The organism is Paenibacillus polygoni, assembly GCF_030263935.1.
In the GTDB taxonomy this organism is placed as follows: domain Bacteria; phylum Bacillota; class Bacilli; order Paenibacillales; family Paenibacillaceae; genus Paenibacillus; species Paenibacillus polygoni.
On sequence record NZ_CP127162.1, the window covers coordinates 1,929,587 to 1,955,626 of the forward strand.

At 41.4% G+C, this 26,040-nt stretch carries 25 protein-coding genes and 1 other annotated feature; of the genes, 24 read left to right on the forward strand and 1 reads right to left on the reverse strand.

What is annotated here, in order from left to right; translation table 11 throughout:
* Nucleotides 1–150: 150 nt before the first annotated feature.
* From pgsA to QPK24_RS09360, 16 genes are all read left to right on the forward strand, one after another.
* Nucleotides 151–732, forward strand: coding sequence for a CDP-diacylglycerol--glycerol-3-phosphate 3-phosphatidyltransferase (gene pgsA, locus QPK24_RS09285; protein WP_285748102.1), 582 nt, complete (start codon nt 151–153; stop codon nt 730–732).
* Between the two features lie 120 nt (nt 733–852).
* Complete coding sequence (locus QPK24_RS09290) at nt 853–2,118, forward strand: competence/damage-inducible protein A (RefSeq protein WP_285748104.1); 1,266 nt, start codon at nt 853–855, stop codon at nt 2,116–2,118.
* A gap of 388 nt (nt 2,119–2,506) precedes the next feature.
* Nucleotides 2,507–3,568, forward strand: coding sequence for a recombinase RecA (recA, locus tag QPK24_RS09295; RefSeq protein ID WP_285748106.1), 1,062 nt, complete (start codon nt 2,507–2,509; stop codon nt 3,566–3,568).
* Between the two features lie 229 nt (nt 3,569–3,797).
* A complete protein-coding gene (locus QPK24_RS09300) occupies nt 3,798–4,526 on the forward strand; it encodes a regulatory protein RecX (protein ID WP_285748108.1) in 729 nt (242 codons plus the stop codon).
* A gap of 327 nt (nt 4,527–4,853) precedes the next feature.
* The gene (gene rny, locus QPK24_RS09305) at nt 4,854–6,404 is read left to right on the forward strand and encodes a ribonuclease Y (protein WP_213532617.1); all 1,551 of its coding nucleotides are present in this window, start codon (nt 4,854–4,856) and stop codon (nt 6,402–6,404) included.
* 94 nt (nt 6,405–6,498) lie between these two features.
* Entirely contained in the window at nt 6,499–7,296 is a 798-nt protein-coding gene (locus tag QPK24_RS09310) for a TIGR00282 family metallophosphoesterase (protein ID WP_285749216.1), read from the forward strand.
* Between the two features lie 241 nt (nt 7,297–7,537).
* On the forward strand, nt 7,538–7,798 hold the full coding sequence (locus QPK24_RS09315; protein ID WP_213532618.1) for a stage V sporulation protein S: 261 nt from the start codon (nt 7,538–7,540) through the stop codon (nt 7,796–7,798).
* A gap of 120 nt (nt 7,799–7,918) precedes the next feature.
* On the forward strand, nt 7,919–8,908 hold the full coding sequence (locus tag QPK24_RS09320) for a dipeptidase (RefSeq protein WP_285748110.1): 990 nt from the start codon (nt 7,919–7,921) through the stop codon (nt 8,906–8,908).
* A 115-nt stretch (nt 8,909–9,023) separates the two neighbouring features.
* Entirely contained in the window at nt 9,024–9,596 is a 573-nt protein-coding gene (gene pduL / locus QPK24_RS09325) for a phosphate propanoyltransferase (protein ID WP_285748113.1), read from the forward strand.
* Nucleotides 9,597–9,821: 225 nt separating this feature from the next.
* Nucleotides 9,822–11,375, forward strand: a complete 1,554-nt coding sequence (gene miaB, locus QPK24_RS09330; protein ID WP_285748115.1) for a tRNA (N6-isopentenyl adenosine(37)-C2)-methylthiotransferase MiaB — start codon at nt 9,822–9,824, stop codon at nt 11,373–11,375.
* A gap of 57 nt (nt 11,376–11,432) precedes the next feature.
* The gene (locus tag QPK24_RS09335) at nt 11,433–11,882 is read left to right on the forward strand and encodes a YlbF/YmcA family competence regulator (protein WP_285748117.1); all 450 of its coding nucleotides are present in this window, start codon (nt 11,433–11,435) and stop codon (nt 11,880–11,882) included.
* A gap of 114 nt (nt 11,883–11,996) precedes the next feature.
* Complete coding sequence (locus QPK24_RS09340; protein ID WP_285748119.1) at nt 11,997–12,401, forward strand: PaaI family thioesterase; 405 nt, start codon at nt 11,997–11,999, stop codon at nt 12,399–12,401.
* Between the two features lie 102 nt (nt 12,402–12,503).
* Nucleotides 12,504–13,301 carry an NUDIX hydrolase gene (locus QPK24_RS09345; protein WP_285748121.1) on the forward strand — a complete coding sequence of 266 codons (798 nt, stop codon included), beginning with the start codon at nt 12,504–12,506 and terminating at the stop codon, nt 13,299–13,301.
* A 25-nt stretch (nt 13,302–13,326) separates the two neighbouring features.
* Complete coding sequence (locus QPK24_RS09350) at nt 13,327–13,872, forward strand: cysteine hydrolase family protein (RefSeq protein ID WP_285748123.1); 546 nt, start codon at nt 13,327–13,329, stop codon at nt 13,870–13,872.
* A 55-nt stretch (nt 13,873–13,927) separates the two neighbouring features.
* Complete coding sequence (locus QPK24_RS09355; protein WP_285749218.1) at nt 13,928–15,373, forward strand: nicotinate phosphoribosyltransferase; 1,446 nt, start codon at nt 13,928–13,930, stop codon at nt 15,371–15,373.
* Between the two features lie 388 nt (nt 15,374–15,761).
* Nucleotides 15,762–16,772, forward strand: a complete 1,011-nt coding sequence (locus tag QPK24_RS09360; protein WP_285748125.1) for an acrylyl-CoA reductase family protein — start codon at nt 15,762–15,764, stop codon at nt 16,770–16,772.
* A gap of 186 nt (nt 16,773–16,958) precedes the next feature.
* On the opposite strand, the gene QPK24_RS09365 is transcribed toward QPK24_RS09360, so the two are convergent.
* Nucleotides 16,959–17,480: a MogA/MoaB family molybdenum cofactor biosynthesis protein gene (locus QPK24_RS09365; protein WP_285749220.1), complete on the reverse strand. Its 522-nt coding sequence runs from the start codon at nt 17,478–17,480 to the stop codon at nt 16,959–16,961.
* A 178-nt stretch (nt 17,481–17,658) separates the two neighbouring features.
* Between QPK24_RS09365 and QPK24_RS09370 the strand changes: the two genes are divergently transcribed.
* From QPK24_RS09370 to QPK24_RS09405, 8 genes are all read left to right on the forward strand, one after another.
* Entirely contained in the window at nt 17,659–18,669 is a 1,011-nt protein-coding gene (locus QPK24_RS09370) for a CobW family GTP-binding protein (protein WP_285748127.1), read from the forward strand.
* 111 nt (nt 18,670–18,780) lie between these two features.
* On the forward strand, nt 18,781–19,128 hold the full coding sequence (locus QPK24_RS09375; protein ID WP_285748129.1) for a four-helix bundle copper-binding protein: 348 nt from the start codon (nt 18,781–18,783) through the stop codon (nt 19,126–19,128).
* Nucleotides 19,129–19,307: 179 nt separating this feature from the next.
* Nucleotides 19,308–20,138: an alpha/beta fold hydrolase gene (locus QPK24_RS09380; RefSeq protein ID WP_285748131.1), complete on the forward strand. Its 831-nt coding sequence runs from the start codon at nt 19,308–19,310 to the stop codon at nt 20,136–20,138.
* Between the two features lie 130 nt (nt 20,139–20,268).
* Nucleotides 20,269–20,528: a binding site (T-box leader), on the forward strand.
* 53 nt (nt 20,529–20,581) lie between these two features.
* Entirely contained in the window at nt 20,582–22,279 is a 1,698-nt protein-coding gene (argS, locus tag QPK24_RS09385; protein ID WP_285748132.1) for an arginine--tRNA ligase, read from the forward strand.
* Between the two features lie 37 nt (nt 22,280–22,316).
* A complete protein-coding gene (locus QPK24_RS09390; RefSeq protein WP_285748134.1) occupies nt 22,317–23,198 on the forward strand; it encodes an ATP-binding cassette domain-containing protein in 882 nt (293 codons plus the stop codon).
* A 25-nt stretch (nt 23,199–23,223) separates the two neighbouring features.
* Entirely contained in the window at nt 23,224–23,934 is a 711-nt protein-coding gene (locus QPK24_RS09395) for a hypothetical protein (protein WP_285748135.1), read from the forward strand.
* Between the two features lie 187 nt (nt 23,935–24,121).
* A complete protein-coding gene (locus tag QPK24_RS09400) occupies nt 24,122–25,078 on the forward strand; it encodes an ABC transporter permease (RefSeq protein ID WP_407082970.1) in 957 nt (318 codons plus the stop codon).
* Nucleotides 25,079–25,124: 46 nt separating this feature from the next.
* Nucleotides 25,125–26,021: a carbohydrate ABC transporter permease gene (locus QPK24_RS09405; RefSeq protein WP_285748136.1), complete on the forward strand. Its 897-nt coding sequence runs from the start codon at nt 25,125–25,127 to the stop codon at nt 26,019–26,021.
* Nucleotides 26,022–26,040: the final 19 nt, after the last annotated feature.

The following is a 26,040-nucleotide window of genomic DNA, read 5'->3' on the forward strand; positions in this document are numbered from 1 at the left end:
GTTTTCATGCTTGATAGATGTAAGGAGTAGGGACTCATTAATAGAGATGTTGAAGGACTCATTACATATCTCATGAATGACAAAAAGACATAGGCGGGATTTGCTATTACTGCAGATCCCAAGTACGATCTAAAGGGGAGGGCGTCTTTCTTGAATTTACCCAACCGAATCACACTAGCAAGAATTTTCATGATTCCACTCATGATGATCTTTTTGCTAGTTGATTTTGATTTTTATCCATCTCCAATCCAGTTTGGTGATTATTCTCTTCCTTATAACCAGCTCATTGCTGTGATTATTTTTATCGTAGCAGCGAGTACTGATGGGATTGACGGCTACATCGCGCGAAAACACAATCTGGTTACCAATCTTGGTAAACTGCTTGATCCGCTTGCAGATAAACTTTTAATTACAGCAGTGCTTGTTTCTTTAGTTGAAATGGGCAGTGTACCTTCATGGATGGCTGTAGTTATCATCAGTCGTGAATTTGCGGTAACAGGATTACGTCAGGTAGCGCTGCTGGATGGTTCCGTTGTAGCTGCCAGCTCTTGGGGCAAAGTGAAGACAGTAACTCAAATTATTGCAATTTCTCTTTTGTTATTGAATAATTTCCCGTTTGCTTTTATATCCATCCCGGTGGATGTTATTTTCATCTGGCTGGCAACGATCGTCACTCTGTACTCTGGAATCGACTATTTTGTTAAGAACAAGCATCTTCTTCGTCAAAATTAAGCTTAAACCTAAGCGTAATTGTTTAATATAATTTTATAATTCAACTTGAAAGAGCAATAGGTGAATCCTATTGCTCTTTTGGGGACTAGAAACATAAGCAGGGAGACTGGAGGAGTTAACATGAAAGCAGAGATCATCGCAGTAGGTACAGAACTTTTACTTGGTCAAATCGTGAATACGAATGCTCAGTTCCTATCAAAGGAGCTTGCTGCCATTGGTGTGGATGTATATTTTCAGACGGTTGTCGGCGATAATGCGAGCCGGATGAGAGAAGCGATAGAAACGGCGCGAAGCCGTGCAGATATTGTTGTTTTTTCAGGCGGAATCGGTCCGACTCAAGATGATATTACGAAGGATGTTTTAGCCGATCTTCTGGGACTGAATCTTCTGATGGATCAGCGTTCCTTGGATCAGATTGAGAAAATGTTCACTAGACGCGGTACGATGATGACCGAAAATAATAAACGTCAAGCTACTATTATAGAAGGAGCAAGTCCGCTGCTTAACGAAACGGGACTAGCACTTGGAAATGCGATTAGTCATGAAGGAACCCATTATATTATTCTTCCTGGTCCACCAAAAGAGCTTAAGCCCATGTTTACAAATCAGGTATTGCCTTGGCTGTATCAGCATGTTTTAGCTGGCGAAATGCCGATATATTCAAAAATGCTTAAGTTCGCCGGCATTGGTGAATCCATGCTGGAGGACAAGCTGAAAGATTTGATTACAAGTCAAACGGATCCTACAATTGCACCTTATGCAAGCGAAGGAGAGGTTACCGTACGAATCTCAACAAAGGCTCCAAGTGAAAGAGAAGCCATGGTGAAGTTAAACGAGCTTGAGCTTCTTATTCAGCAGCGTTTACCGGAGCATATGTATGCAAGCCATGATATTCCGATTGAACATGTGATCGTTGAAATGATGGCAGATCGCGAACAGACGCTTGCCGCAGCTGAAAGCTGCACAGGGGGACTCCTGATGGCCCTTCTAACTTCTATTCCAGGGAGCGGGACCATGCTTCGCGGCGGATTTGTAGTTTACTCTAATGAAATGAAAGAGAAGCTTCTGAATGTGCCGCATCATTATCTCGAAGGTGAGGATGCACCTGGGGCTGTGAGTCCTGAAGTAGCGAAAGTACTCGCAGAACAGGCTCGGATGGTTGCCGATTCAGACTTCGGACTATCCATTACGGGTGTGGCAGGTCCGGGATATTCAGAGCGAAAAGAAGTAGGTCTTGTCTACATTGGTATAGCTGAACGAGACAAAGAGACAGAAGTTCATGAATTAAAACTGAGCGGTAATCGGGAGACGATTCGAATTCGTTCTGCTAAAACCATTTTATATCGTTTGTGGCGCCGACTGGTTGAGAACGAAAAACTAAACTAGATCAACGGTTACAAAGCAGCTAAAGAACAAGTACGATCAGTACTATAAGTGAATCAATTTCATAATACATTTAGTTGCTCTAGTCAAAATTGTATATAGATCAAATTAGATTGATCTGTATATAGTTACTAGTTCATTATTTAGTGAGTTATAAAAATGATTCCATTTATAAATGTTTGACGCTTTTGATTTGAACCAGTATACTACAAGTAATCGGAAGAACCGGGCGCAAATCAGAATTTGCACAGGTTCTTCCTTTTTTATGCTCTGAGGATCAGCGGGCCCCTGGTCTCTCCAAAAAAAACGAATGTATGTTCTCAAAAAATGCTTGGCAAACGAGACCAAAGAGAGTATCATAGAGTTATAAACATAGAAGGATGTGAGTTTATTGTCAGATCGTCGTGCAGCGTTAGATATGGCGCTACGTCAAATAGAGAAACAATTCGGTAAAGGTTCAATTATGAAACTGGGTGAATCAACTCACATGCAAGTAGAAATTGTACCCAGTGGATCGATTGCTTTAGATATTGCACTAGGAACCGGCGGATTTCCAAGAGGTCGGATTATTGAAATATATGGACCAGAATCATCAGGTAAAACAACTGTTGCACTCCATGCTATTGCTGAAGTTCAAAAGGCAGGCGGACAAGCTGCATTTATTGATGCAGAACATGCGCTTGACCCGCAATATGCAAGCAAACTGGGTGTAAATATCGATGAACTACTTCTTTCTCAACCAGATACAGGGGAACAAGGTCTTGAAATTGCTGAAGCTCTTGTAAGAAGTGGTGCTGTTGATATTGTGGTTATTGACTCTGTTGCTGCACTTGTGCCTAAGGCAGAGATTGAAGGAGACATGGGAGATTCTCACGTAGGTCTTCAAGCTCGTCTGATGTCTCAAGCGCTTCGTAAGCTGTCTGGTGCAATCAGTAAGTCCAAGACGATTGCAATCTTTATTAATCAGCTCCGTGAAAAAGTAGGGGTTATGTTCGGTAATCCAGAGACAACGCCAGGTGGACGCGCACTGAAGTTCTATTCTACCGTTCGTCTTGATGTTCGCCGGATTGAAAGCATTAAAATGGGTAACGACGTTGTCGGAAACCGTACAAGAGTTAAAGTTGTCAAGAATAAAGTTGCTCCTCCGTTCAAACAAGCGGAAGTCGACATTATGTATGGTGAAGGGATTTCCAAGGAAGGAAGTCTTATTGATATCGGTACGGAACATGGGATTGTTGATAAGAGTGGTGCTTGGTACTCTTACAGCGGTGAGCGTTTAGGTCAAGGTCGTGAGAATGCAAAACAATTCTTGAAAGAGAATCCAGCGATCGCTCAAACGATTGAACAAAAGATTCGTGAAGCAAGCAATTTGACGACTGTGGTTGAAGCTCCTTCTGAAGCAGATAAAGCGAAAGAAGCGCAAGAGGAACAGGAATTGTTTGAGGTCGAATAAAAAGATTTGCCAAATTGAGAACAAGGTACCTGTAAAGGACATGTCTTTCCTGGCAGAATAGATGTTATTAATACTCTAATATAACGGTAATACAACAGTATGAACTGTCAGGAACGCTTTATAGTGTAAAAGTAAGAAACCGCGGCTTATTTTGGCTGCGGTTTTTTTATATGTAATAAGTCTAGACACAGTAGACAATAAAACAAGGCATCAGGGAAGGCGTGGTAAAGTGAGAGATTACGAGGAGTTCGATCGTAATGAAGAAGAACAAATAGGGATTAGCCATTTCCCTGATCAAATGCTTGAAATTACACGGGTAGAAAAAAAGAAAGGGCGCGATTCAAGGTATACCATCTATTTTGGAGAATATGAGTTATCCGTCCTTGAAGATGTAATGATTAAATATCGAATGATTAAAGGGAACACGTTTCATAAAAATGAGCTCGAAGAGATCGTAGTTGCAGATGAAAAACAGCGTGCTTATGTTCAGGGACTGCGTTTTCTCGGACGTAAAGCAAGAACTCGTCATGAAATAGCAAAGAAATTAAAAGAAAAAGAGTTCACACTGCCTATCATAGAAGAAATAGTAACAAGACTGGAGCAAGAGGGACTCATAGACGATACGTTATATGCTAAAGAGTGGACTAGACAGCGTATTTCAAATCATCGCAAGGGAAAACTGTGGGTAGGTCAGGAGCTGCGTCAGAAAGGCATTACGAAAGAAGATATTACAGAGGCACTTGGCGAAATCAGTGTGGAAGAAGAGTGGAACAGCGCTCTTTTGGTAGGACGCAAAAAATGGAATCAGATCAAAGGTGATCTTACGGAAAAGAAACGAAAAACGTACCCTTTTCTGATGAGAAGAGGATACTCAGGAGAAGTGACAAGAAAGGTAATGGCACAGCTTGAACTCGAAAGTTCTGAGGAGGAACAGGAGTTTGAAGAGGATTTTAGGTAAAACAGGGTGTCCTCGATCCCGAAAATGTTCATTCTCTTGACAATATCTTAATACGAATACTAAAATGTACATGAGCCTATGCAACAAAAAAAGTATTTTTTCCTTCCAAAAAAGTACATTTGATGCAGAGTCTTGTATAAAGGCAGTAGTGTAAGTCCGCCATGTCCTGCGGCGGTAGAGTGTACATGCCCTGGCGTGTACAAAAAAAGAAACAGTGAATTTCACTGTATGGATTTTTTTGTGAAAAGTGTAGTCTTGAAATGCAAACAAAAACATGAATATCCCAAGGAGAAATCCCTTGGAGGAATCAACGAGGAGGTGAACAGAATGAGTGCTATCGCCTGGTTAATTCTCGTTGTTGCCGCTTTAGTTTTTGGGATTATTGGGTTCCTTGCCGGATATTTTATTCGCAAATCTTTAGCTGAAGCTAAAATTTCCAGTGCTGAAGAAGCTGCAGTCCAAATCGTAGAAAATGCGAGAAAAGACGCAGAAGCATTGAAGAAAGAAACGGTACTTGAAGCGAAAGATGAAGTCCATCGTGTTCGTACCGAAGCTGAAAAAGACATTCGTGAACGTCGAAATGAAATTCAACGACAAGAAAGACGATTGTTGCAAAAGGAAGAATCGCTGGATAAAAAAATGGATTCCTTGGAACGCAAAGAAGAACAAGTGGCCAACAAAGAGAAGCGAATTGATGAGACGCAGCAACAAATTGAAACAATCTACAAGAGTCAGGTAACGGAGCTTGAAAGAATCTCCAATCTGACAATGGAAGATGCTCGGAGCATCATTCTGTCCAATGTAGAGCAAGAAGTTCGTCATGAAACGGCTCAAATGATTAAAGATATTGAGCAACAAGCGAAAGAAGAGGCGGATAAGAAATCCCGCGAGATTATTACACTGGCGATCCAGCGTTGTGCAGCTGATCATGTTGCCGAAACTACGGTATCGGTCGTGACACTGCCTAACGAAGAGATGAAAGGACGTATTATCGGTCGTGAAGGCCGTAATATTCGTGCACTTGAAACCCTTACAGGGATTGATCTCATTATTGATGATACTCCGGAAGCAGTTATTCTCTCTGGTTTTGACCCAATTCGTCGCGAGATTGCAAGAACCGCCTTGGAAAAATTGGTGGCAGATGGACGTATCCATCCTGCACGAATTGAAGAGATGGTTGAAAAATCGCGTAAAGAAGTGGATGAGCGTATTCGCGAATACGGTGAACAAGCTACTTTTGAAGTAGGAGTTCATGGTCTACATCCAGATCTAATCAAAATTCTCGGACGACTTAAATTCCGTACAAGCTATGGACAAAACGTGTTGAAGCATTCGATGGAAGTTGCTTATCTGACAGGGCTTATGGCTGGAGAGCTTGGCGAAGATATCGTACTTGCTAAAAGAGCTGGCCTGCTGCATGACATTGGTAAAGCACTCGATCACGAAGTGGAAGGTTCACACGTGGAAATCGGCGTGGAATTAGCGAAAAAATATAAAGAGCATCCTGTTGTTATTAATAGTATTGCTTCCCATCATGGTGATGAAGAAGCTACTTCTGTTATTGCAATGTTGGTTGGAGCAGCTGATGCATTATCTGCTGCAAGACCGGGTGCACGTCGTGAGACACTAGAGACTTACATTAAACGCTTGGAAAAACTAGAAGCAATCTCCGAATCATTCGATGGAGTTGAAAAATCGTACGCGATTCAAGCAGGTCGTGAAATTCGTGTTATGGTACAACCCGATAAGATCGATGATGCTGAAGCATTCCGCTTAGCACGCGATATTTCGAAAATGATTGAGAACGAATTAGATTATCCAGGACATATTAAAGTAACGGTCCTCAGAGAAACACGTGCGGTGGAATACGCTAAATAAGAATGAAACGAAGAAAAGTGGCCGAGCTTCGGCCACTTTTCTCATTCATAGATGATTAATTTTTTCGTATATAGGTTAAAAGGAGGCAATACACATTAAAGTTTTATTTATTGGAGACATCGTTGGTAGCGTAGGTCGGAAAGCATTGAAGGAAAACCTTCCATTACTCAAAACAAAATATAATCCTCATATCATCATTGCGAATGGTGAGAACTCAGCATCGGGCAGAGGCATAACGCAGTCCATTGCCAGACAATTCTTTGACTGGGGTGTCCATGGAATTACGATGGGTAATCATACTTGGGATAATCGTGATATCTTTGAATTTATCGACGATGAACCTCGATTGATTCGTCCAGCTAATTTTCCAGAAGACTCCACACCAGGTAAAGGCCATGCTGTAATCAAAGCAAATGGTAAAGAACTGGCTATTGTTAATTTACAAGGCCGTACCTTTTTACCGGCGCTAGATGATCCTTTCCGTAAAGCTGATGAGCTAGTGGATGAACTGAAGAAGAAACATAAATGTATTTTGGTTGATTTTCATGCGGAGGCAACCTCTGAGAAAATAGCGATGGCGTATTATTTGGATGGCAGAGCTTCAGTCGTTGTAGGTACACATACGCATGTGCAAACTAACGATGAACGAATCTTAGAGGAAGGTACTGCTGCAATCACCGATGTTGGGATGGTAGGACCAAAAGATGGAATTTTGGGTATGGAACGGGAAGCTGTACTTCATAAATTTCTAACCAGTTTGCCAGTACGTTTTAATGTGGACGAAGGGAAATGGCATTTCCACGCGGTACTCATTGATATCGATGAAAACACGGGTAAAGCAACAAAGATTGAAAAAATTCGGTTAGTTGAAGATGAATGGCGAATGGAATAAAGGATTTACAGATCTCTTTTGAGTCAAGCCTCTATACTTGATAAAAAGAAGGAATCTTTTCCATCCTCGCGAATAACATTTATTAGAGTCTGTTCATTCAGAAGATCAAGCTAAAACAACCGGGCGGACTATTGCATGAGCTAAAGAGACCGAGAGATTCAGTTAAGTTACTGCATTTATCACATGTTGGACCATGTCGTGGAAACAATCCATCATCCTATTCCCAGGGGAGGTACTTACCATGGAAGTATTAAAAGTTTCAGCCAAGTCCAATCCCAATTCAGTCGCAGGTGCATTAGCAGGTGTTCTTAGAGAACGCGGAAATGCTGAACTGCAAGCGATTGGTGCAGGAGCTCTTAATCAAGCAGTAAAAGCAGTAGCCATTGCCCGGGGATTTGTGGCACCGAGCGGAGTTGACCTCATTTGTATCCCTGCCTTTACGGATATCGTAATCGACGGGGAAGATCGGACAGCAATTAAACTGATTGTAGAACCCAGATAAATAAGCAGTAGTCTTAGCCTGTTTGCACTTGGTAGTGCAAATGGGCTTTTTTGCGTACGAATAAAGTCATGATACGTTTCATATAGCAGTAATGCTAAGAAGATAAAGGGGGTTCCTCCTATGAAGTTACATATTCCTGCTGTGGATATGCACTGCGATGTACTGTATAAAATGCAGTTTGAACCAAGTCTTGATTTTCTGAACGATTCTGAACTAGATGTGACGATGAGCAGGTTGCTGGAGGGAAAGGTGGCGCTTCAAACATTTGCTATCTATCTATCCGAGCGACTGGGTACGCCGCGATTTGAACATGTCTATAAGCAGATAGAGATATATGAGAGACTAACGGGACAAGAAAGCAGGGAGCTGAGTTTACGGCCTTTACGATGGAAGCAGGATGCACAGGAACTCCGAAATCTGATAAACCAAGGTGAATGGCAAAATAAGAATCAGATATGGAGTTTGTTATCACTAGAAGGGGTGGATGGTCTTGAAGGCAATCTATCTTATCTTGATCTCATTTATGATAAGGGTGTGCGGTTTATTGGTGTCACATGGAATTATGCGAACTGGGCTGCAGATGGAATTTTGGAAGAAAGAAACGGAGGATTCACGTATAAAGGAAATTTGTTCATTAAAAAATGTAATGAAATAGGACTGATCGTAGATGTATCTCATTTATCAGAGGCAGGGTTTTGGGAGCTTGCCGATCTGACGGAACGGCCCGTGATCGCTTCCCATTCGAATGCAAGAACGATATGCCCGAATCCTCGTAACCTTACAGATGATCAGATTCGTGCAATCATTGCACTGAATGGACGAATCGGGATGACTTTTGTTCCTTGGTTTGTGAAACAGGAGGAGAAAGTAACAAAAGCAGATCTCTTACAACATATCGATCACGTATGTTCTTTGGGAGGGGCAGATCATATTATGTTTGGATCGGACTTTGATGGTATCCATCAGTGGATCGAAGGCCTTGAACATCCTGGTAAGTATCCTGATCTTGTAGAGCTTTTGCAGAAACACTATTCCGAAACGATAGTCAGACAGTTTATGTATGATAATGTGCTTTCATTTCTATGTGAAAATTTAATGGAGAAACCTTAATTTATAGACTAAAAAGAACGGAAAGTGAAGGATGGCTTTTCAATTCGGTCTTAATGTGGGTATAATATAGGACGGACCAAATATATAGATAGAGAATTAAGGAGTGTTATTTGAAATGACTAAAACAGTACCAGTAGGTGTGTCTGCACGTCACATCCATCTAACCCAAGAACATGTGGAAGCTTTGTTCGGAGCTGGATATCAATTGACTGAATTTAAACCATTGTCCCAACCTGGACAATTTGCAGCGAACGAAACCGTTGCTGTTATTGGACCAAAAGGCCAATTCGATAAAGTAAGAATTTTGGGACCGGCACGTCCGGCAAGCCAATTGGAAATTTCTCGTACCGATTCTTTTGCAATTGGAGTAAAAGCGCCAGTTCGTGAATCAGGATCTATTGAAGGTACACCTGGTGTTACTCTTAAAGGACCTGCAGGCGAAGTAACTTTGGAAGAAGGCGTGATTGTCGCTGCAAGACATATTCATTTCCATACTTCTGATGCAGAAAAATGGAACATTAAAGACAAAGATTTGCTAAAAGTTCGCCTTGGTGGAGAACGTGGTCTTGTTTTGGAAAATGTCATTGCACGCGTATCTGATTCCTTCGCTCTTGATATGCATATCGATACAGACGAAGCAAATGCAGCTGGCGCTAAAACTGGCGACGTTGCTGAAATTATCGGTTAATTATCCGTCCTTATAAGTATAAAATCAGAAAGGGTTGTTCCAAGTGGATTTTTAATCCAAAGGGGACAACCCTTTTTTTTGTATTTTTATGATGGGGAAGTACGGTAGATATGGATTGTGAATCATGATATAATTTGGTGTAATGCCTTTTTGTGCTGGATGTTGATGATCGATAATGGATAGGAAATACGAAATAGATTTAGCGTAAGGAGTGACCGATCTACCATGACGAAAGATGCAAAGGATTACTCCAAGTATTTTGATTTTTCGGATGCAAAAGTTCTCTCTGAGGATGAGTTCGGCAAGAAGATCCGAATTCGTGGACGTGAAATCAATATTATGTCGGAGCCTAATCACAAACGCGAGAAACAACGGGGGAAAGAGAATATTGAGGTATTGTATGACAATGCAATTCCTGAGGACCTAAAAGCGATCGGTAAAGGTAAACATTATTTGGTGTATACTTATGGATGCCAGATGAATGAACATGATTCAGAGACGATCAAAGGAATGCTGGAAGAGATGGGATATCAGCCGACCGAAGATCGTAAGGAAGCGGATATTATTCTTCTAAACACTTGTGCCATTCGTGAAAATGCCGAGGACAAGGTATTCGGAGAACTAGGTCATCTGAAACATTTGAAGACCGAGAAACCGGATTTGTTACTTGGTGTATGTGGATGTATGTCACAAGAAGAAAATGTAGTAAACCGTATTCTGCAGAAGCATGGCTTTGTCGATATGATTTTTGGAACACATAATATTCATAGACTGCCGTATCTAATCAAAGAAGCATACTTTAGCAAGGAAATGGTCGTTGAGGTGTGGTCCAAAGAAGGCGATATTATTGAAAATATGCCTAAGAAGCGCCAAGGTTTGCGCGCATGGGTCAACATCATGTATGGATGCGATAAGTTCTGTACTTACTGTATTGTTCCATTCACTCGCGGTAAAGAGCGCAGCCGCCGGCCTGAAGATGTGATTGCGGAAGTCCGCGACTTAGCACGCCAAGGTTTCAAAGAGATTACGCTGCTAGGGCAAAACGTGAATGCGTATGGTAAAGACTTTACGGATATAAAGTATGGTTTCGGTGATCTCATGGACGAGATTCGCAAAATTGATATTCCAAGAGTGCGTTTCACTACTTCACATCCGCGTGATTTTGACGATCATCTGATTGAAGTCCTTGCCAAAGGTGGAAACCTGGTAGAGCATATTCACCTTCCGGTACAATCGGGAAGTACAGAAGTGCTGAAAAAAATGAGCCGTAAGTATTCTCGGGAACGCTATCTCGAACTTGCACACAAAATTAAACAAACCATCCCTGGTGCTGTCCTGACAACGGACATCATTGTTGGTTTCCCGGGAGAGACAGATGAACAGTTTGAAGATACGCTGTCACTCGTTCGGGAAGTGGGATTTGACTTTGCATATACCTATATTTATTCACCTCGTGAAGGAACACCGGCTGCTGTAATGGAAGACAATGTTCCGATGGAAGTGAAAAAAGAACGTCTACAACGCTTGAACAAAGCGGTTCAAGAATACAGCTATGAAGCACACGAGCGAATGAAAGGACAAGTTGTCGAAGTTCTTGTAGAAGGAGAAAGCAAGAACAATGACGAAGTACTGTCTGGTCGAACTCGCGGAAACAAACTTGTTCATTTCGAAGGACCAAAAGAATTAATCGGTACTTTTGTACAAGTGAAAATTACAGATGCTAAATCGTGGTACATCAAGGGTGAATGGCTCCCTTTACCACAAGCGGCGAATAACTAACATACAACAAGAGATACATTGCATTATGAGTCAACCTAACAGAATGGAGCGATCATTATGGAAAGCGATCAACAGAAAGTCAATCAATATGGTATGCCTTCATTTCGAACGCGGGATCTCATTATACGCGATGATATTATGAATAAGGCCAAAGAGCTCGCTGATTTAATTGGTACAAGCGAAGAAGTTCAACATTTCAAACAAGCTGAGATGAAAATTCAAGAACATGAGCGAATACAAGGGCTCATCCAAAAGATGAAAAAGAAACAGAAAGAAATTGTAGCTTTTGAGTCATTTCAGAATAAAGAAATGGTTGCTAAGATTGAAGCTGAGATCGAGCAACTGCAGGATGAGATTGATGGCATTCCGCTGGTCACTGAATTTCAACAAAGCCAGAGTGATATAAACTATTTATTACAGCTAGTGATGTCAGTCATCCACGATACGGTCTCCGAGAAAGTAAACGTGGAGACAGGAACGGATGCACCTCCATCACGATGTGATTAATACAGTAGAGGGTGCGGAAAAGATTCCGTGCTCTTTTTCTGTATAGTTAATGACAAGAGCAGGCTTAGAATACAGGGTATTCTAAAGCACGAACAGCATGAGGGGAGTTACACAATGAAGATAATCGAACAGATGGTTCAAGATGCGGATGACCGCTTTTGGGGATTATTAGGCTGCAAGTTGATCCAAGCTTCAGAAGACAAAGTTACGGTTTCTATGATTGCGGAGAAAAAGCATACGAATTCTATGGGAATCATTCATGGAGGGGTCTTATCTTCGCTAATGGATCAAACCATGGGCATGATCGCGGTAGCTAAAAAACAAGCAGATAACTGCGTAACTACGAATTTAAACGTTCATTATTTAGCACCAATGCATGAAGGGGAACTTTTGGTAACCGCTGAAGTGATTCACGAAGGGGGAAGAAGTTTAACAACCAGAGCAGAAGTAAAAAACGCAGATGGAGTGTTGGGCTGTATGGCTACAGCTTCTTTCCGTTTAGTTATACCTAAAAAATAATGGAGCAAGCAGATTAGCTTACCTTCATATGGATATGGTTGACAAACAGGATAATGATGTCATAATGAAAATATCAAAATGAAATCATAGCGGTGATAATAGATGAACGAAGAGATCAACGAATTTGCAGAAGACAATGATCCGGATCGTAAGCTTCCAAAAAAGAAGTATCGGACACCAGATGGTGTACCTGCTGACATTGTTATGTTTACATTAACGAAGCGTGAGCGTAAGACGGTCACGAAGACTCTTCCGATCAGAGAACTCAAGGTGATGCTGATTAAACGTAAATCTTGGCCGTTTGCGGGAAAATGGGCATTGCCAGGCGGATTCTGTCAAGAGAATGAATCGATTTACGATGCAGCAAAACGTGAACTTATGGAAGAGACCGGTGTAGATGGCGGACATTTGGAATATCTTGGGGTATATAGTCAACCAGGAAGAGACCCGCGCGGTTGGATTATCTCCCATGCATTTTTTGCTCTCGTGGAAGAATGGATGCTTGAACATAGGCAAGCAACAGATGATGCAGAAGATGTAGGCCTATTTACCATTGAAGAAGCACTGCAAAAGTTGGAACTTGGCTTCGATCATCGAACGATCATAGAAGATGCCTATAGAAGAATACAAGAGCAGATGCTGCAAACAACGATTGCAAGGCAGTTTTTGCCGGGACATTTTACGTTAAGTGAGTTATATCAGGTTATTCAGAGTGTCGTTCCTGATTTTGAGGAGCCAAATTTCATTCGCAAAATTACTTCAACAAGAAGCCGTAAGGGAATCATTGAAGAAGTGAGAGATGAAGAGGGGAATCCGCTTAGCTCGAATCAGTATTCGCAGCGTCCTGCGCAGCTCTACCGATTTACTGACCTAAGACCAAGATTATCTATTTATACGTAAAGAATAGAAATGAGGAGTGATAAGGATGAAAGCTTTGATTGTCATTGACTACACAAATGATTTTGTGGAAGGTAATTTACCCGTAGGGGAACCCGCAATCGCGATTGAGGAAAAAGTTGTGGACATTACAAAACAGTTTATAAATCATCATGATTATGTGGTAATGGCTGTTGATTTGCATGATGAGAAAGATGACTTTCATCCTGAAACTTCGTTATTTCCACCCCATAATATTCGAAATACAACCGGAAGAGAACTATACGGCAAACTCGGCACATTATATGAAGACAATAAAGAATCCATTTATTATATGGATAAAACACGATACAGTGCCTTTGCGGGCACGGATCTTGAGATGAAACTGCGTGAACGCGGAATTACCGAAGTTCATTTGATTGGCGTGTGCACTGATATTTGTGTACTTCATACCGCAGTTGATGCATACAACAAAGGTTTTTCCATCACAGTATATGAGGATGCTACTGCAAGCTTTAATGCAGAGGGTCATGTATGGGCACTTGGACATTTTAAGAATAGTCTCGGAGCAACTGTGAGGAAGCATACCGAGTAAATCATACCAATGAAATTGTTTGTGGCTTCACAAGAGGCCTGAGAGGATGAGACAGATGCAAACCACAAGCCTGGCATTACATACGGATAAATATCAAATTAATATGATGTATGCGCATTGGGTGAATGGAACTCACAAACGCAAAGCCGTATTTGAGGCTTATTTCCGCAAGTTGCCTTTTAAAAATGGTTACGCCGTTTTTGCAGGACTTGAACGGATCGTACATTATATTAGTAACCTCAAGTTCACAATGGAGGACATTACGTATTTATCCAGCCAGGAGGAAAATTATGATCCAGCATTTCTTGAAGAATTGCTGCAGTTTACTTTCCAAGGCACGATTTATGCAATGAAAGAAGGAGCACTCGTATTTCCGGATGAACCGCTAGTGCGCGTCGAAGGAAATATTATGGAAGCCCAGCTTGTTGAGACTGCGATCTTAAACTTTATGAACTATCAAACACTGATCGCTACCAAAGCTTCTCGAATTAAACAAGTTGCCGGCAACAATACATTACTAGAGTTTGGGACAAGAAGAGCACAAGAAGCGGATGCGGCAATATGGGGAGCACGTGCTGCTTATGTAGCAGGTTTTGATGCGACGTCGAACATGCTTGCTGGAGAGCAGTTTGGTATTCCAACAGCAGGTACGCATGCACATTCTTGGGTGCAAAGTTTTGAAAGTGAGCAGGAGGCATTTGATGCCTATGCTAAAGTAATGCCAGACCAGGTTACACTCCTCGTCGATACGTTTGATACCCTTGGAAGCGGTGTGCCTCATGCCATTGAGACAGCAAAGAAACTGGAAGCCCAAGGGAAGAAAATGAATGCGATTCGGCTCGATAGCGGTGACCTTGCTTACCTATCTATTCAGGCAAGAAAAATGCTTGATGAAGCCGGTTTTCCATATGTTAAAATTGTGGCTTCTAATGATCTGGACGAACACACCATCTTCAACCTAAAAGCTCAAGGAGCACAGATTGATACTTGGGGCGTAGGTACCCAGCTCATTACAGCAGCAGATCAGCCTTCCCTTGGCGGCGTCTATAAATTAGTAGAACGTGAAGTAGAAGAGGGCATGCAGCCGACAATCAAAATTTCTGCAAATCCCGAGAAGGTAACAACTCCCGGCAAAAAAGAAGTGTACCGGCTTGTAGACCCTAAAACGAAAAAAGCCATCGCTGATTATATCTGCTACCCTGATGATGAGCAGCCTAAGCAGAAAGAACCCTTGCAATTATTTAATCCTGTACATCCTTACATGAAAAAGACGATTAAAAATTACGATGTGGTTACTATGCTTGAGCCTATATTTGTGGAAGGTAAGAAAGTCTACGAACTTCCTACACTAGAACAAATTCGCGAATATCACCGGGAGCAAATTAATATGTTCTGGCCGGAATACTTGCGTAAGCTGAATCCGGAAATCTACCGGGTGAACATTAGCCCAGCTGCTTGGAATTTAAAACAAAAAATGATTGCGGACTATATCCATTCCTAAATAAGTCTTACTAAATCATTCTTAGATGAATCGATTTCAATGAATTTTGATATGATTCAAGTGAAATTAATTTATGAAAAAGGTCAAAGGTCGCCGTAAAGGCGGCCTTTTTCAATTGAAGAACACTCTGTGAATTTTACCCGGGAAATATTCACTTCATTTCTCTGAATCATTATTTCTCGGGAAAGCGCACCAGCTGGCATTTCTCGTCAAAATACTATGGACTTAGTCCTAGAGAAGTAGAATTCTGTCCCTGCGTTTCTCACCTTATATATAGGGTAATTTTATTAAATATTTTTGTTATATAACTCATGGAAAATGATAGTAAGTTATGCAACAATGGTGCAAGTATGAGATGGGTAAATAGATCAAGAGGAGAGATGAAGAAATGGGCGAAGTAAACAAACAGACGTTTCAAGCATATATGGTTCGTAAGGATGACAATGGGTTTCGGGCAGGACTGGAAACCGTCACATTAGCTGACTTACCTGAGGCAGATGTTACCGTTAAAGTAGAGTACTCCAGTGTCAATTATAAAGATGGACTAGCTAGCATAGAAGAAGGAAAAGTCGTTCGTGGATATCCGGTTATTCCAGGGATCGATCTCGCAGGGACTGTTACTCAGTCATCGGACGATAGATTCAAAAAAGGAGATAAGGTACTCGCCACAGGTTATGAACTGGGTGTGAAACACTTTGGCGGTTATAGTCCTTATGCGAAAGTGCCTGGAGATTGGCTGGTACCTCTTCCTGAGGGTTTAACAACGAAAGAAGCGATGGCGATTGGTACAGCAGGATTTACGGCAGCGATGTCAGTAGAGAGTCTCCTGCGGACAGGTATAAACCAAAATTCCGGTCCGGTTCTTGTAGCTGGTGCGAGCGGGGGTGTTGGAAGTATGGCAATTTCCATTCTGTCAGCCCTTGGCTTTGAAGTAACCGCAAGTACAGGGAAGAAAGAACAGGAAGAGGAACTACTTCAGAAGCTTGGAGCAACGCAGGTAATTACGCGAGAAGAAGCTTATGAGACGGGAAAAGGTCCTCTATCAGCCGAACGTTATGCAGGGGTAGTCGATCCTGTAGGAGGCAAAATGCTGCAGAGTGTGCTTGGATCTGTGAAATACGGGGGAGGCGTGGCTCTCTCTGGTATGACAGGCGGTTATCAGTTTGAATCCAGTGTCATTCCATTTATTTTACGCGGGGTACAGCTCATCGGTATTGATTCTGTATATTGCCCAGCTGATCGACGTGCTCAGCTTTGGAAACATCTTGGTAAAGAATGGAAACCCAAATCGGCGCTGCAACTGGGTGTAAATGAAATATCGCTGCAAGAATTGCCTGCCACATTAAATCGAATCTTGGATGGCAAAGCGGTAGGACGTACTGTTGTGAAGTTGTCATAGATGTCATAGAATAAGAAGATTAACAGAGTACGATAAAAAAGAGATATACAAGTGAGCTAAGCTCGCTTCTACATCTAGTAAACAAACAAGGCAACGGATGCTAGCGACAGTTGCCTTGTTTTTATATTTTAATTCGTTAACTGCTTATATATTTCAAATCATTAACTATTCCTGTATTTAAATTTGTTAACTATTTTTATATATCTCTCGCATAATATGACGCAATTCTGGAGCAATAATTCGGGTAATGGCGAGCTTGACTGCACCTCTCGACCCTGGCATAGAAAATACAGCTTTCGAACCGATTGTACCCGCAACCGCTCTGCTTAGAATAGCAGCTGTGCCGATATCCTCAGTAAAACTAAGGTATCGGAATATTTCCCCGAATCCGGGAAGTTCCTTGTCGAGCAAAGAGTGTACTGCTTCGTACGTATTGTCACGCGGTGAAATTCCCGTTCCCCCAGTTAATAAGATAGCTTCGATATCATCTCTCATTACCGCTTGATGAATCACGGACTGTATAGTAGCCGTCTCATCCGGGATAATGATATAATCGACAACAGCGTAGCCGTTTGTAAGAAGAAGTTCCTGCATGAGCTGTCCGCCGGTATCTGTATCTAAGGTACGCGTATCCGATACCGTAATGACCATACAGTTTACACTCGATGGCGCCTCCTGTTTGTGCTCTTCGACAGAATTCATAAAGATCAATCCTCCAAATTCAAGATATGAATCTACTTTAGACGATTACTTCATCAGACGCAAACGAAGCGAATATTTGTCCGTATTACAAAGAGAGAAGAAGCAGCTACTTAGTGATTAACAAGAAAATGATTTACTCTATGAGTAAAAAGAGAATGCACCAGATGGGAAGGAAGTAGGAAAGATGATATCCGAGCTAACAACGAATAATAAGACCATACCTGTATATATTTTATCTGGGTTTTTAGGAAGTGGAAAAACAACATTACTCGTGAAGCTGCTTGCGTATTGGAAAAGTAAAGGGATGACCCCTGCCGTTGTAATGAATGAGCTGGGGGAGGTTAACCTAGACGGTGAAATCATTGGCAAAGATGTAAGCATGGCTGAAATACTCGGAGGATGTATTTGTTGTTCTGTACGGGGTGACCTTGCTCCACAGCTCGTGGAGTTGGTACAGATTTCATCTCCCGATGTGATTGTGATTGAAGCAACGGGAGCCGCGAATCCCGTAGAAATTTTAGACGGGATTGCAGATACGTCCTTATATGTGAAACTTCAGATCCGGGAATTAATCTCTGTTGTAGACAGTATTCACTTGCTCGATACGTACAGGAAGCAGAAGGGAAAAACGTTCCGATTGATGCAAGAGCAGATTCGCGCTGCTTCTCAATTGCTGCTGAACAAAATTGACCTTGTCACGGAAGAGGAACGTCAGGAGCTGGTAGAATGTTTACGCAGGTGGAATCCGCATGCTGAGATTCATCTAACGAACTACTGTGCCACTCCCCCTACTGCGATCTTAAGAGAGAATGAACTCCCTGGAGTGTCTGCCGATCACCGTTCTGTATCTGCAGAAGAGGAGAATCATGAGAGTTCAGAATCTAATCGCACTCATTCACATGATCATGTAATGGCCTATACGCATTATTTCTCAAAACCCATTAATAGTGTACAGTTCGAGTCATGGCTAAAGCAGTTGCCAAGAGATATTTACCGTGCAAAAGGAATTGTTACTTTTTCGGATACCAACAGTCGATTTTTGTTCCAGTTCGCTTATCGCGAAGCCGACTTCACGAAGCTTCGAAGCAGCGATCGTTTAGAAGATGTAGGTGTTTTTATCGGAGAACATTTCTCAAAAACAGAGATAGAGCAGTCATTACGGCAGCTGGAAACGAATGAAGAAACCGCGGAATGAAAAATATAACATAAAAAGTCGAATCATAAGTATTGTCATTGCATATTGATTAGCGTATCCGTTCTTCGGGTAATAGAAGAACAAATAGCGAATACACGGAGGTATATCATAATGACATTGACAAACTTAGAGATTGAAAAACAAACCAAAATTGCAGCATGTATTGAAGCAATGAACGCGTGTAATAAATGCTATGTATCCAGCTTAAAAGAATATGATTTAGCTTCCCTATGTGAAAGCATGAAATATAATAAAGAAGCAGCGGAAATCTGCAGTTTTGCAGCAGCAGCGCTTAGCCGTGGAACGGTATTCGAACAAGAGATTTTGGCTCTTGTCGTAAAAGCTTGTGAGCAATGTGCCAATGAAAGCGAGAAATTTGAACATACACATTGCCAAAGCAGTGCAGAAGCATGCCGCCGATGTGCAGAGATCTGCTCGACAGTGAGCATAGCTGTATGATGTGTTGTTTCCTTTAATATGTGAGCACGGAAGAGAAAAAGCAGAAGAAGGAGTCAGATCCTTATTCTGCTTTTTTTGTGGGTTTCTGTGAAATTTTACTATCCGTTTATATTTAATTACTATAAACTTGTCTCTAACATAACTTAAAGACGTAGGAACTAGGAAAGGAATTCGCTGTCATGTGGGAAGAAACCTATGTTGAGACAAGCAGAGGAAGATTCGAGTATTTTATCTGTGGAGAAGGAGAACCAATAGCAGTTACGCATTTCTATATGGCTTTTGATGATCGCGGAAATTTGTTTGCGAGTCCATTTACAGAACGATATAAGGTGTATTTGATAAATGTAAGGGGAGCGGGGAAATCAGCTGAAGTTGAAAACGATAGCCAATTAAGTTTAAAAGAAATGGTTAAAGATTTAGAAGCGATTAGAGAAGCGTTAGGATTTGAAAAATGGTCTTTTGCAGGTCATTCAACGGGAGGAATGCTTGCACTACAATATGCCATTGAAGCACCCCATTCGCTGATAAAAGTAATCGCTGGATGTACCGCTGCAAGTAACGAATACGCTAGCCATCCAAGAAGCATGTACTGTTCAAAAAACGAGAATTTTCAGCGGATTATTGAAATTATGGAGTTACTTAACAACCCAAATACTTTACAAGAAGAACGTAAAAAATTGAACTACGAATGGGCTTTAATGTCGTATCATTCCGAGGAAAAACTAAAGCAAGCATTAACACTTCCAAATAGTGGACGAATTATTGGGAGAAGTCTTGATTATTTTAGAAAAGTAGAAGTTAAAAACTTTGACCTGCGTGAACAATTAAAAGAGGTACATATTCCGGTCTATGTGTTTGCAGGAAAATTTGATGCACAATGTCCGGTTGAATATGGTATTGAAATAGCAACATTAATACCTGATGCTAAATTGACGATTTTTAAAAACTCAAATCATAATCCATTCATAGAGGAAGAAGAAATATTCAAAGATTTCGTGAAATTAACATGATTATCCGGTTGATGACCATTTTACTTCGCCAAAGCAACAACCATTGAGGCAATAGAGCCCATAGCAAAAAAAATAATTCCTCAAAAAAAGTTGCACTTTAGAAGAACTAAATATATAATATTACAAAATTATACAATCGATGATCAAGAGAGTAATCCAGGACACCGTATGGATAGCGAACCGGGATGGTGGAAGCCGGTATAGAGGATCTGGTATGAAACGCACTTGGGAGATGGTATGCCGAAATCGCAGTAGGCATATTCGGTGATTGCGGACGTTAACCGCATATAAGGGGAATAGATGCCATTCGTTATGTTTTCACAGAAGCGAGTCGCCTTTAATCTATTCACAAAGAGTGGTACCGCGGGAATGATAGCTCTCGTCTCTGATAAACAGAGATGAGGGCTTTTTTTGATATCTAATTATAAAGGAGTGTAGTAAGGATGTTAACAAAAAAGATAGCTGGGATTTTAGAATTGCATATAGATATGACAGCACAAGAGATCGTCCCTATGTTAGAACAGCCGCCCCATCCTGAAATGGGGGACGTTGCCTTTCCCTGTTTTTTGCTGGCTAAGTCTCTGAGAAAATCACCCGCGGATATAGCTACCGAGCTAGCAGCTTCCATTCAAGAATCCGAGGTAACCGCGGAGGCAGCGGGTCCCTATGTTAATTTCTTTTTTCAGCGGAGTACGGCTGCCGAAGCGATATTCGCTCAGTTAAGTCATCCGGACTTTGGGAAGCTTACGATAGGAGAAGGGAAAAAAGTAGTCATTGATATGTCTTCTCCTAACATAGCTAAACCTTTTGGAATAGGCCATCTTCGTTCAACAGTAATTGGTGCTGCTCTATATAGAATGTACGAAATCGCAGGATACAGCGTAGAGAATGTAAATCACCTTGGAGATTGGGGAACCCAATTTGGTAAACAAATTGCTGCTTATAAAAGATGGGGGGATGATGAGAAACTGGCCAAAGAGCCCATAAAAGAATCACTTAACCTCTATGTGAAGTTTCATGATGAAGAAGAGCATGATCAAACGCTCGGCCAAGAAGCAAGAGAATGGTTTCGTAAATTAGAACAAGGTGATGAGGAAGCCACTAGGTTGTGGAATTATTTTGTTAAGATCAGTATGCAGGAATTTGAACGAATGTATAAGCGTCTTGGTGTAGACTTTGACCATGTTCTTGGCGAAAGTTTCTATATTGATAGAACGGAGGGAATGGTGACAAAGCTCCAGGAGTCTGGTCTTCTTATCGAAAGCGATGAAGCGCTCGTTGTCCCGCTGGAAGAGGAAGGATTGCCCCCATGTCTTATTATTAAGCAGGATGGAACGACGATTTATCCGACAAGAGATCTCGCAACAGCATATTATCGCCGTGAAGTAATGGGCGCAGATGAAATCCTCTATGTAGTAGGTGCAGAGCAAAAGCTTCATTTTCAGCAGGTCATCGCCGTTCTGCGCAAGTTGGGCGAGCCTTGGGCCGAAGACTGCATCCATGTTCCGTTTGGTCTAATGAAATTTGAAGGGCGCAAAATGTCCACGAGACGAGGAAAAGTCATTTTTCTAGAGGAGGTTCTAGATGAGGCTGTTCAGCGGGCACGTGAAATTATCGATTCAAAGAATCCCAATCTGCCAAATGCAGAAGAGGTAGCAGAGCAAGTAGGGATCGGAGCCATTGTATTTGGAGATCTCAAAAACCATCGGTTAAATGAAATAAATTTCTCACTCAAAGAGGCGCTTAGTTTTGAAGGAGAAACAGGCCCGTATGTGCAATATACGTATGCGAGAATCCAAAGCCTGCTTACAAAAGCAGCGGAGAACGTTCCGGGGGGCAATACAAGGTCCTTTATATCGTTAGATAAAATATCAATCAGTGATGCGGCTTGGAATTTGTTAAAGCATCTCTCCAGATACCCGGATTATCTTGAAAAAGCAGTCTGTTTAAAAGAACCTTCCATACTCGCGAGGTATGTTATTGATACGGCTCAATTATTCAATCGCTTCTATCATCATGAACGTATCCTGGACGGTGAACCGCAAGAACTGGAGTATAAACTTCTTTTAGCACAAGTGTCAGGTGAACGGATTCATCAGATTCTCACCTTGCTCGGAGTGGAAACACCGGAACGTATGTAAATGATTGTTGTTCAGTCAGGAGAGGGGAGGAGAGATCATGTTCATTCAATTAGATCGAGTATCCAAGAGGTATGGAGAGAAAGTTGTAATCTCGGATGTTTCTCTGCAAATTCATCAGGGAGAGTGTCTTGTGCTGATGGGGGATAATGGATCAGGCAAAACGACCCTCCTTCGATTACTTGCGGGGTTAATCTACCCAACGGAAGGCGAAGTACTAAGGAAAAAAAACGGTGGCACTAAAAAAACATTAAACAGAAAAACAGGATATGCGATTGATCGTCTACCCGTAACAAATTTTACAGCGATGGAATATTTACTTGCCATGGGACTCATGCAAGGTCTCAGTAAAAAGGAAATTCAGTATCAAACGGACAAGTGGTTTGAATTATTTGGACTTATAGAGGATAAAAATGAGCAGATTGCTTCTTATTCAAAGGGGATGAGACAGAAGGTAAATATCATGCAAAGCTTGCTCGGGGATCCAGAGCTTCTGCTGCTCGATGAACCTTTGTCTGGATTAGATCGGAACTCTCAGCGGAATCTGATTCAATTACTATTAGAGTACAAGAAAACAAAGACGACCCTAGTATGTGCGAGTCATGAACCATACATTGTAAGCGAACTTGCAGACCGCGTAGCAGAAATGCAAAGAGGAAAATTGATACGACTGCTGCAGCCTGAAGAAATAGTGACCATAGATACCACCCTAGTTCGCGTTACCAATCTTTCTGAAGCAGAAGCCAAACTCCTCTCTACCGCTGAAGGCATCATTGAACTTAGTATACAAAGTACACAGTCAAAAAAAGAAGCTGAACCCGAATTAACGATTATCATGCACTCCAGCCACAGCGATCTGTTACTGGCACATATTCTAGCACAAGGCGGATCGATACAATCCGTGACCAAAGAAGAAAAATAAATGGTTTTGAAAGGAGGGGGAAAAGTTGATTTTACCTAATATAACGTATCTTCTACGTACCTATCTGCGATCAAATGCTTATTTTGTACCTTGTATTCTATACGTTTTCATTACGATGTTATTGTATTCCTATAAGCCGAATCCAATTGCTGATAGTTACAGTATAACGGCAATCTTTCTCTTTTTCATTTCTTGCTGGGTAGGAAGAAGTTTATATCATGCAGAAAGCCCTGATCAGCGGGCAGTTACACTTACCCATTCTCCAAATAGGTGGAAATATTATTTATCCGAATGGTTATCTGCAATCACAGTGACCTTCATTTTAGCAGTCATCGCCATCCTCTATCCGGTGGTTACAGTGATGTTTCAAGGTTATCCGAATGTGAATGAATGGGTTACAGCAATTAGCGGGCATTTTACGCTTGGGATTTTAGGATCGTCTTTAGCACTGCTAACCCAGCGAAGTATGATTCCTCAGTTGAATTATGGATTAAATCTCCTTGTTTTATGGTCTATTACTGGCGTACTGCATACACAATTCATAGCAATCCTGCCTGATTCCGTCCAGTTTATCAGCTGGGTTTTACCTCCGGTATTACCACTTATTCAGCAGATGCTCACACCTGACTCGATTTGGCCTGTGTTAGGTTTGGGGCTTTATTCCATTATATACGCTGTTATCTTAGGTTCATGTTATGTTTATCTATCTTCTAAAAAAAGAGATGTTACGTTATAGCGCTTACATCTTTTTTTAATCATAAATGTAAGCGCTAACTATACAGAATTATTTTTTTAAATAAAAAAAACGCTGCTTTGTGTTACGATTACTAACATTATCATTGATTTTTATCAAATTTCGTTAATTACATATATAGTTTCCTCTCCAAGAAGGTTTTACAATATAAGCAAGAGGAGGGGGAACAATGTCACAGATCTCTACGGACACTAGAGTTATGGAACGCAAAAAAACAAGAGGTCTAGCGGTTCGGTTATGGAAACAATGGGAGCTCCAGCTTATGGTGATCCCGGCGTTGCTTATTGTATTCATATTTAGCTATATACCGATGTATGGTGTGCTGATGGCCTTTCAGGATTACAGTATCTTTGATGGATTTTGGGCAAGCCCTTGGGTAGGATTTAAACATTTTGAGATGTTCTTTAACGCACCAGAATTCTGGACCATTATGAGAAATACGCTTGTCATTAGTGCGTTGAAATTAATCATTGGTTTTCCTGCTCCTATCATTCTAGCATTGATGTTAAATGAAGTTAAACAGATGGCATTTAAACGAGTGATTCAGACCATTAGTTATTTACCGCATTTTCTGTCTTGGGTTATTGTTGCAGGATTTGCAATGTCAATTCTCTCAACGGATAACGGCAGCTTAAATATTTTACTGCTGTCTCTGCGTGTCATTGATGAACCTATTGGATTCCTTGGTACAGCTGAATATTTCTGGACGATTCTTGTGAGTACAAATGTGTGGAAAGAAATAGGTTTTAACTCAATAGTATACTTAGCAGCGATCGCAGGAATTAACCCAAGTCTATATGAAGCGGCGGAGATGGACGGGGCAAGTCGACTAAAACAAATTTCGTTTATTACGATACCTTCCATAATGCCCGTAATTATTATCTTCTTTATCCTTGCGATTGGTAACTTATTAAATGCAGGATTCGAAGACATCTTGTTGCTTGGATCAAACCCGGTTCTCCGAGAAGTTTCCGACGTTATTGACACCTATGTTTACCGAATTGGTATAGAGAATCAGCGTTTTTCTTACGCTACAGCTGCTGGGCTTTTTAAAGCGGTGATCAGTGTAACTCTCCTTACGGCAGCTAACTATATCGCACGCAGATCGGGGAACAGCTTATGGTAGGATTCATCGTGCAAAAAGGAGATATGTCACAAGGGGGGGCATCTAGATGAAACACCGAAGTTTGAATGATCGATTGATGATGTTTATCATCTACACTCTTCTTATTTTACTAGGATTCTCTACATTCTATCCTTTCTGGAATGCACTGGTGGTCTCTTTTAATGAAGGGATGGATACGGCTCTCGGAGGTATAACCTTTTGGCCCCGGGAGTGGACATTCGAGAACTACAGCATTGTATTCCAAGACAGCCGGATATTAAATGGATTTTACATAACGATCATGAGAACAGTCATCGGCACTTTATTTTCCGTTTTATTTACAGCGATGCTTGCGTTTGCGATGTCAAAACAGGACCTCATCGGCCGGAAATATTATATGGTCTTCTTTATCGTAACGATGTACTTCAGCGGTGGTTTGATTCCTTCATTTTTAGTAACACGGAGTCTTGGTCTGATGGATTCTTTCTGGGTGTTCATTATCCCGACGTTGATCAGTGTATGGAATATGATTATTTTCCGAACTTTCTTTCGTGGATTACCGGATGGGTTGCTTGAATCTGCGCAAATTGATGGGTGTGGTCATTTTAAAACTTTTTTCCGTATTGTCCTCCCGCTCTCCGGTCCTGTTATAGCGACTTTGTCTCTATTCACGGCAATCTTTCACTGGAATGAATGGTTCTTACCGAGTATTTACATTAACAATGAAAATTTATTACCAATCCAGTCCATGCTCCAACAGATACTGAATTCCAATATTATGAGTGAACAGATGTCGCAGTTAGACTCTGCTGCACAAGCCCGTATGTCTCGTATGCGAAGTGTTACCACAAAGTCGCTTTCTATGGCCACGATGATGGTTGCTACGCTTCCGATCATTGCCGTATATCCTTTTGTGCAAAAGTATTTTGTGAAGGGTGTACTGGTTGGCTCGCTGAAAGAATAGGTGGTTACAGTCATTTGAC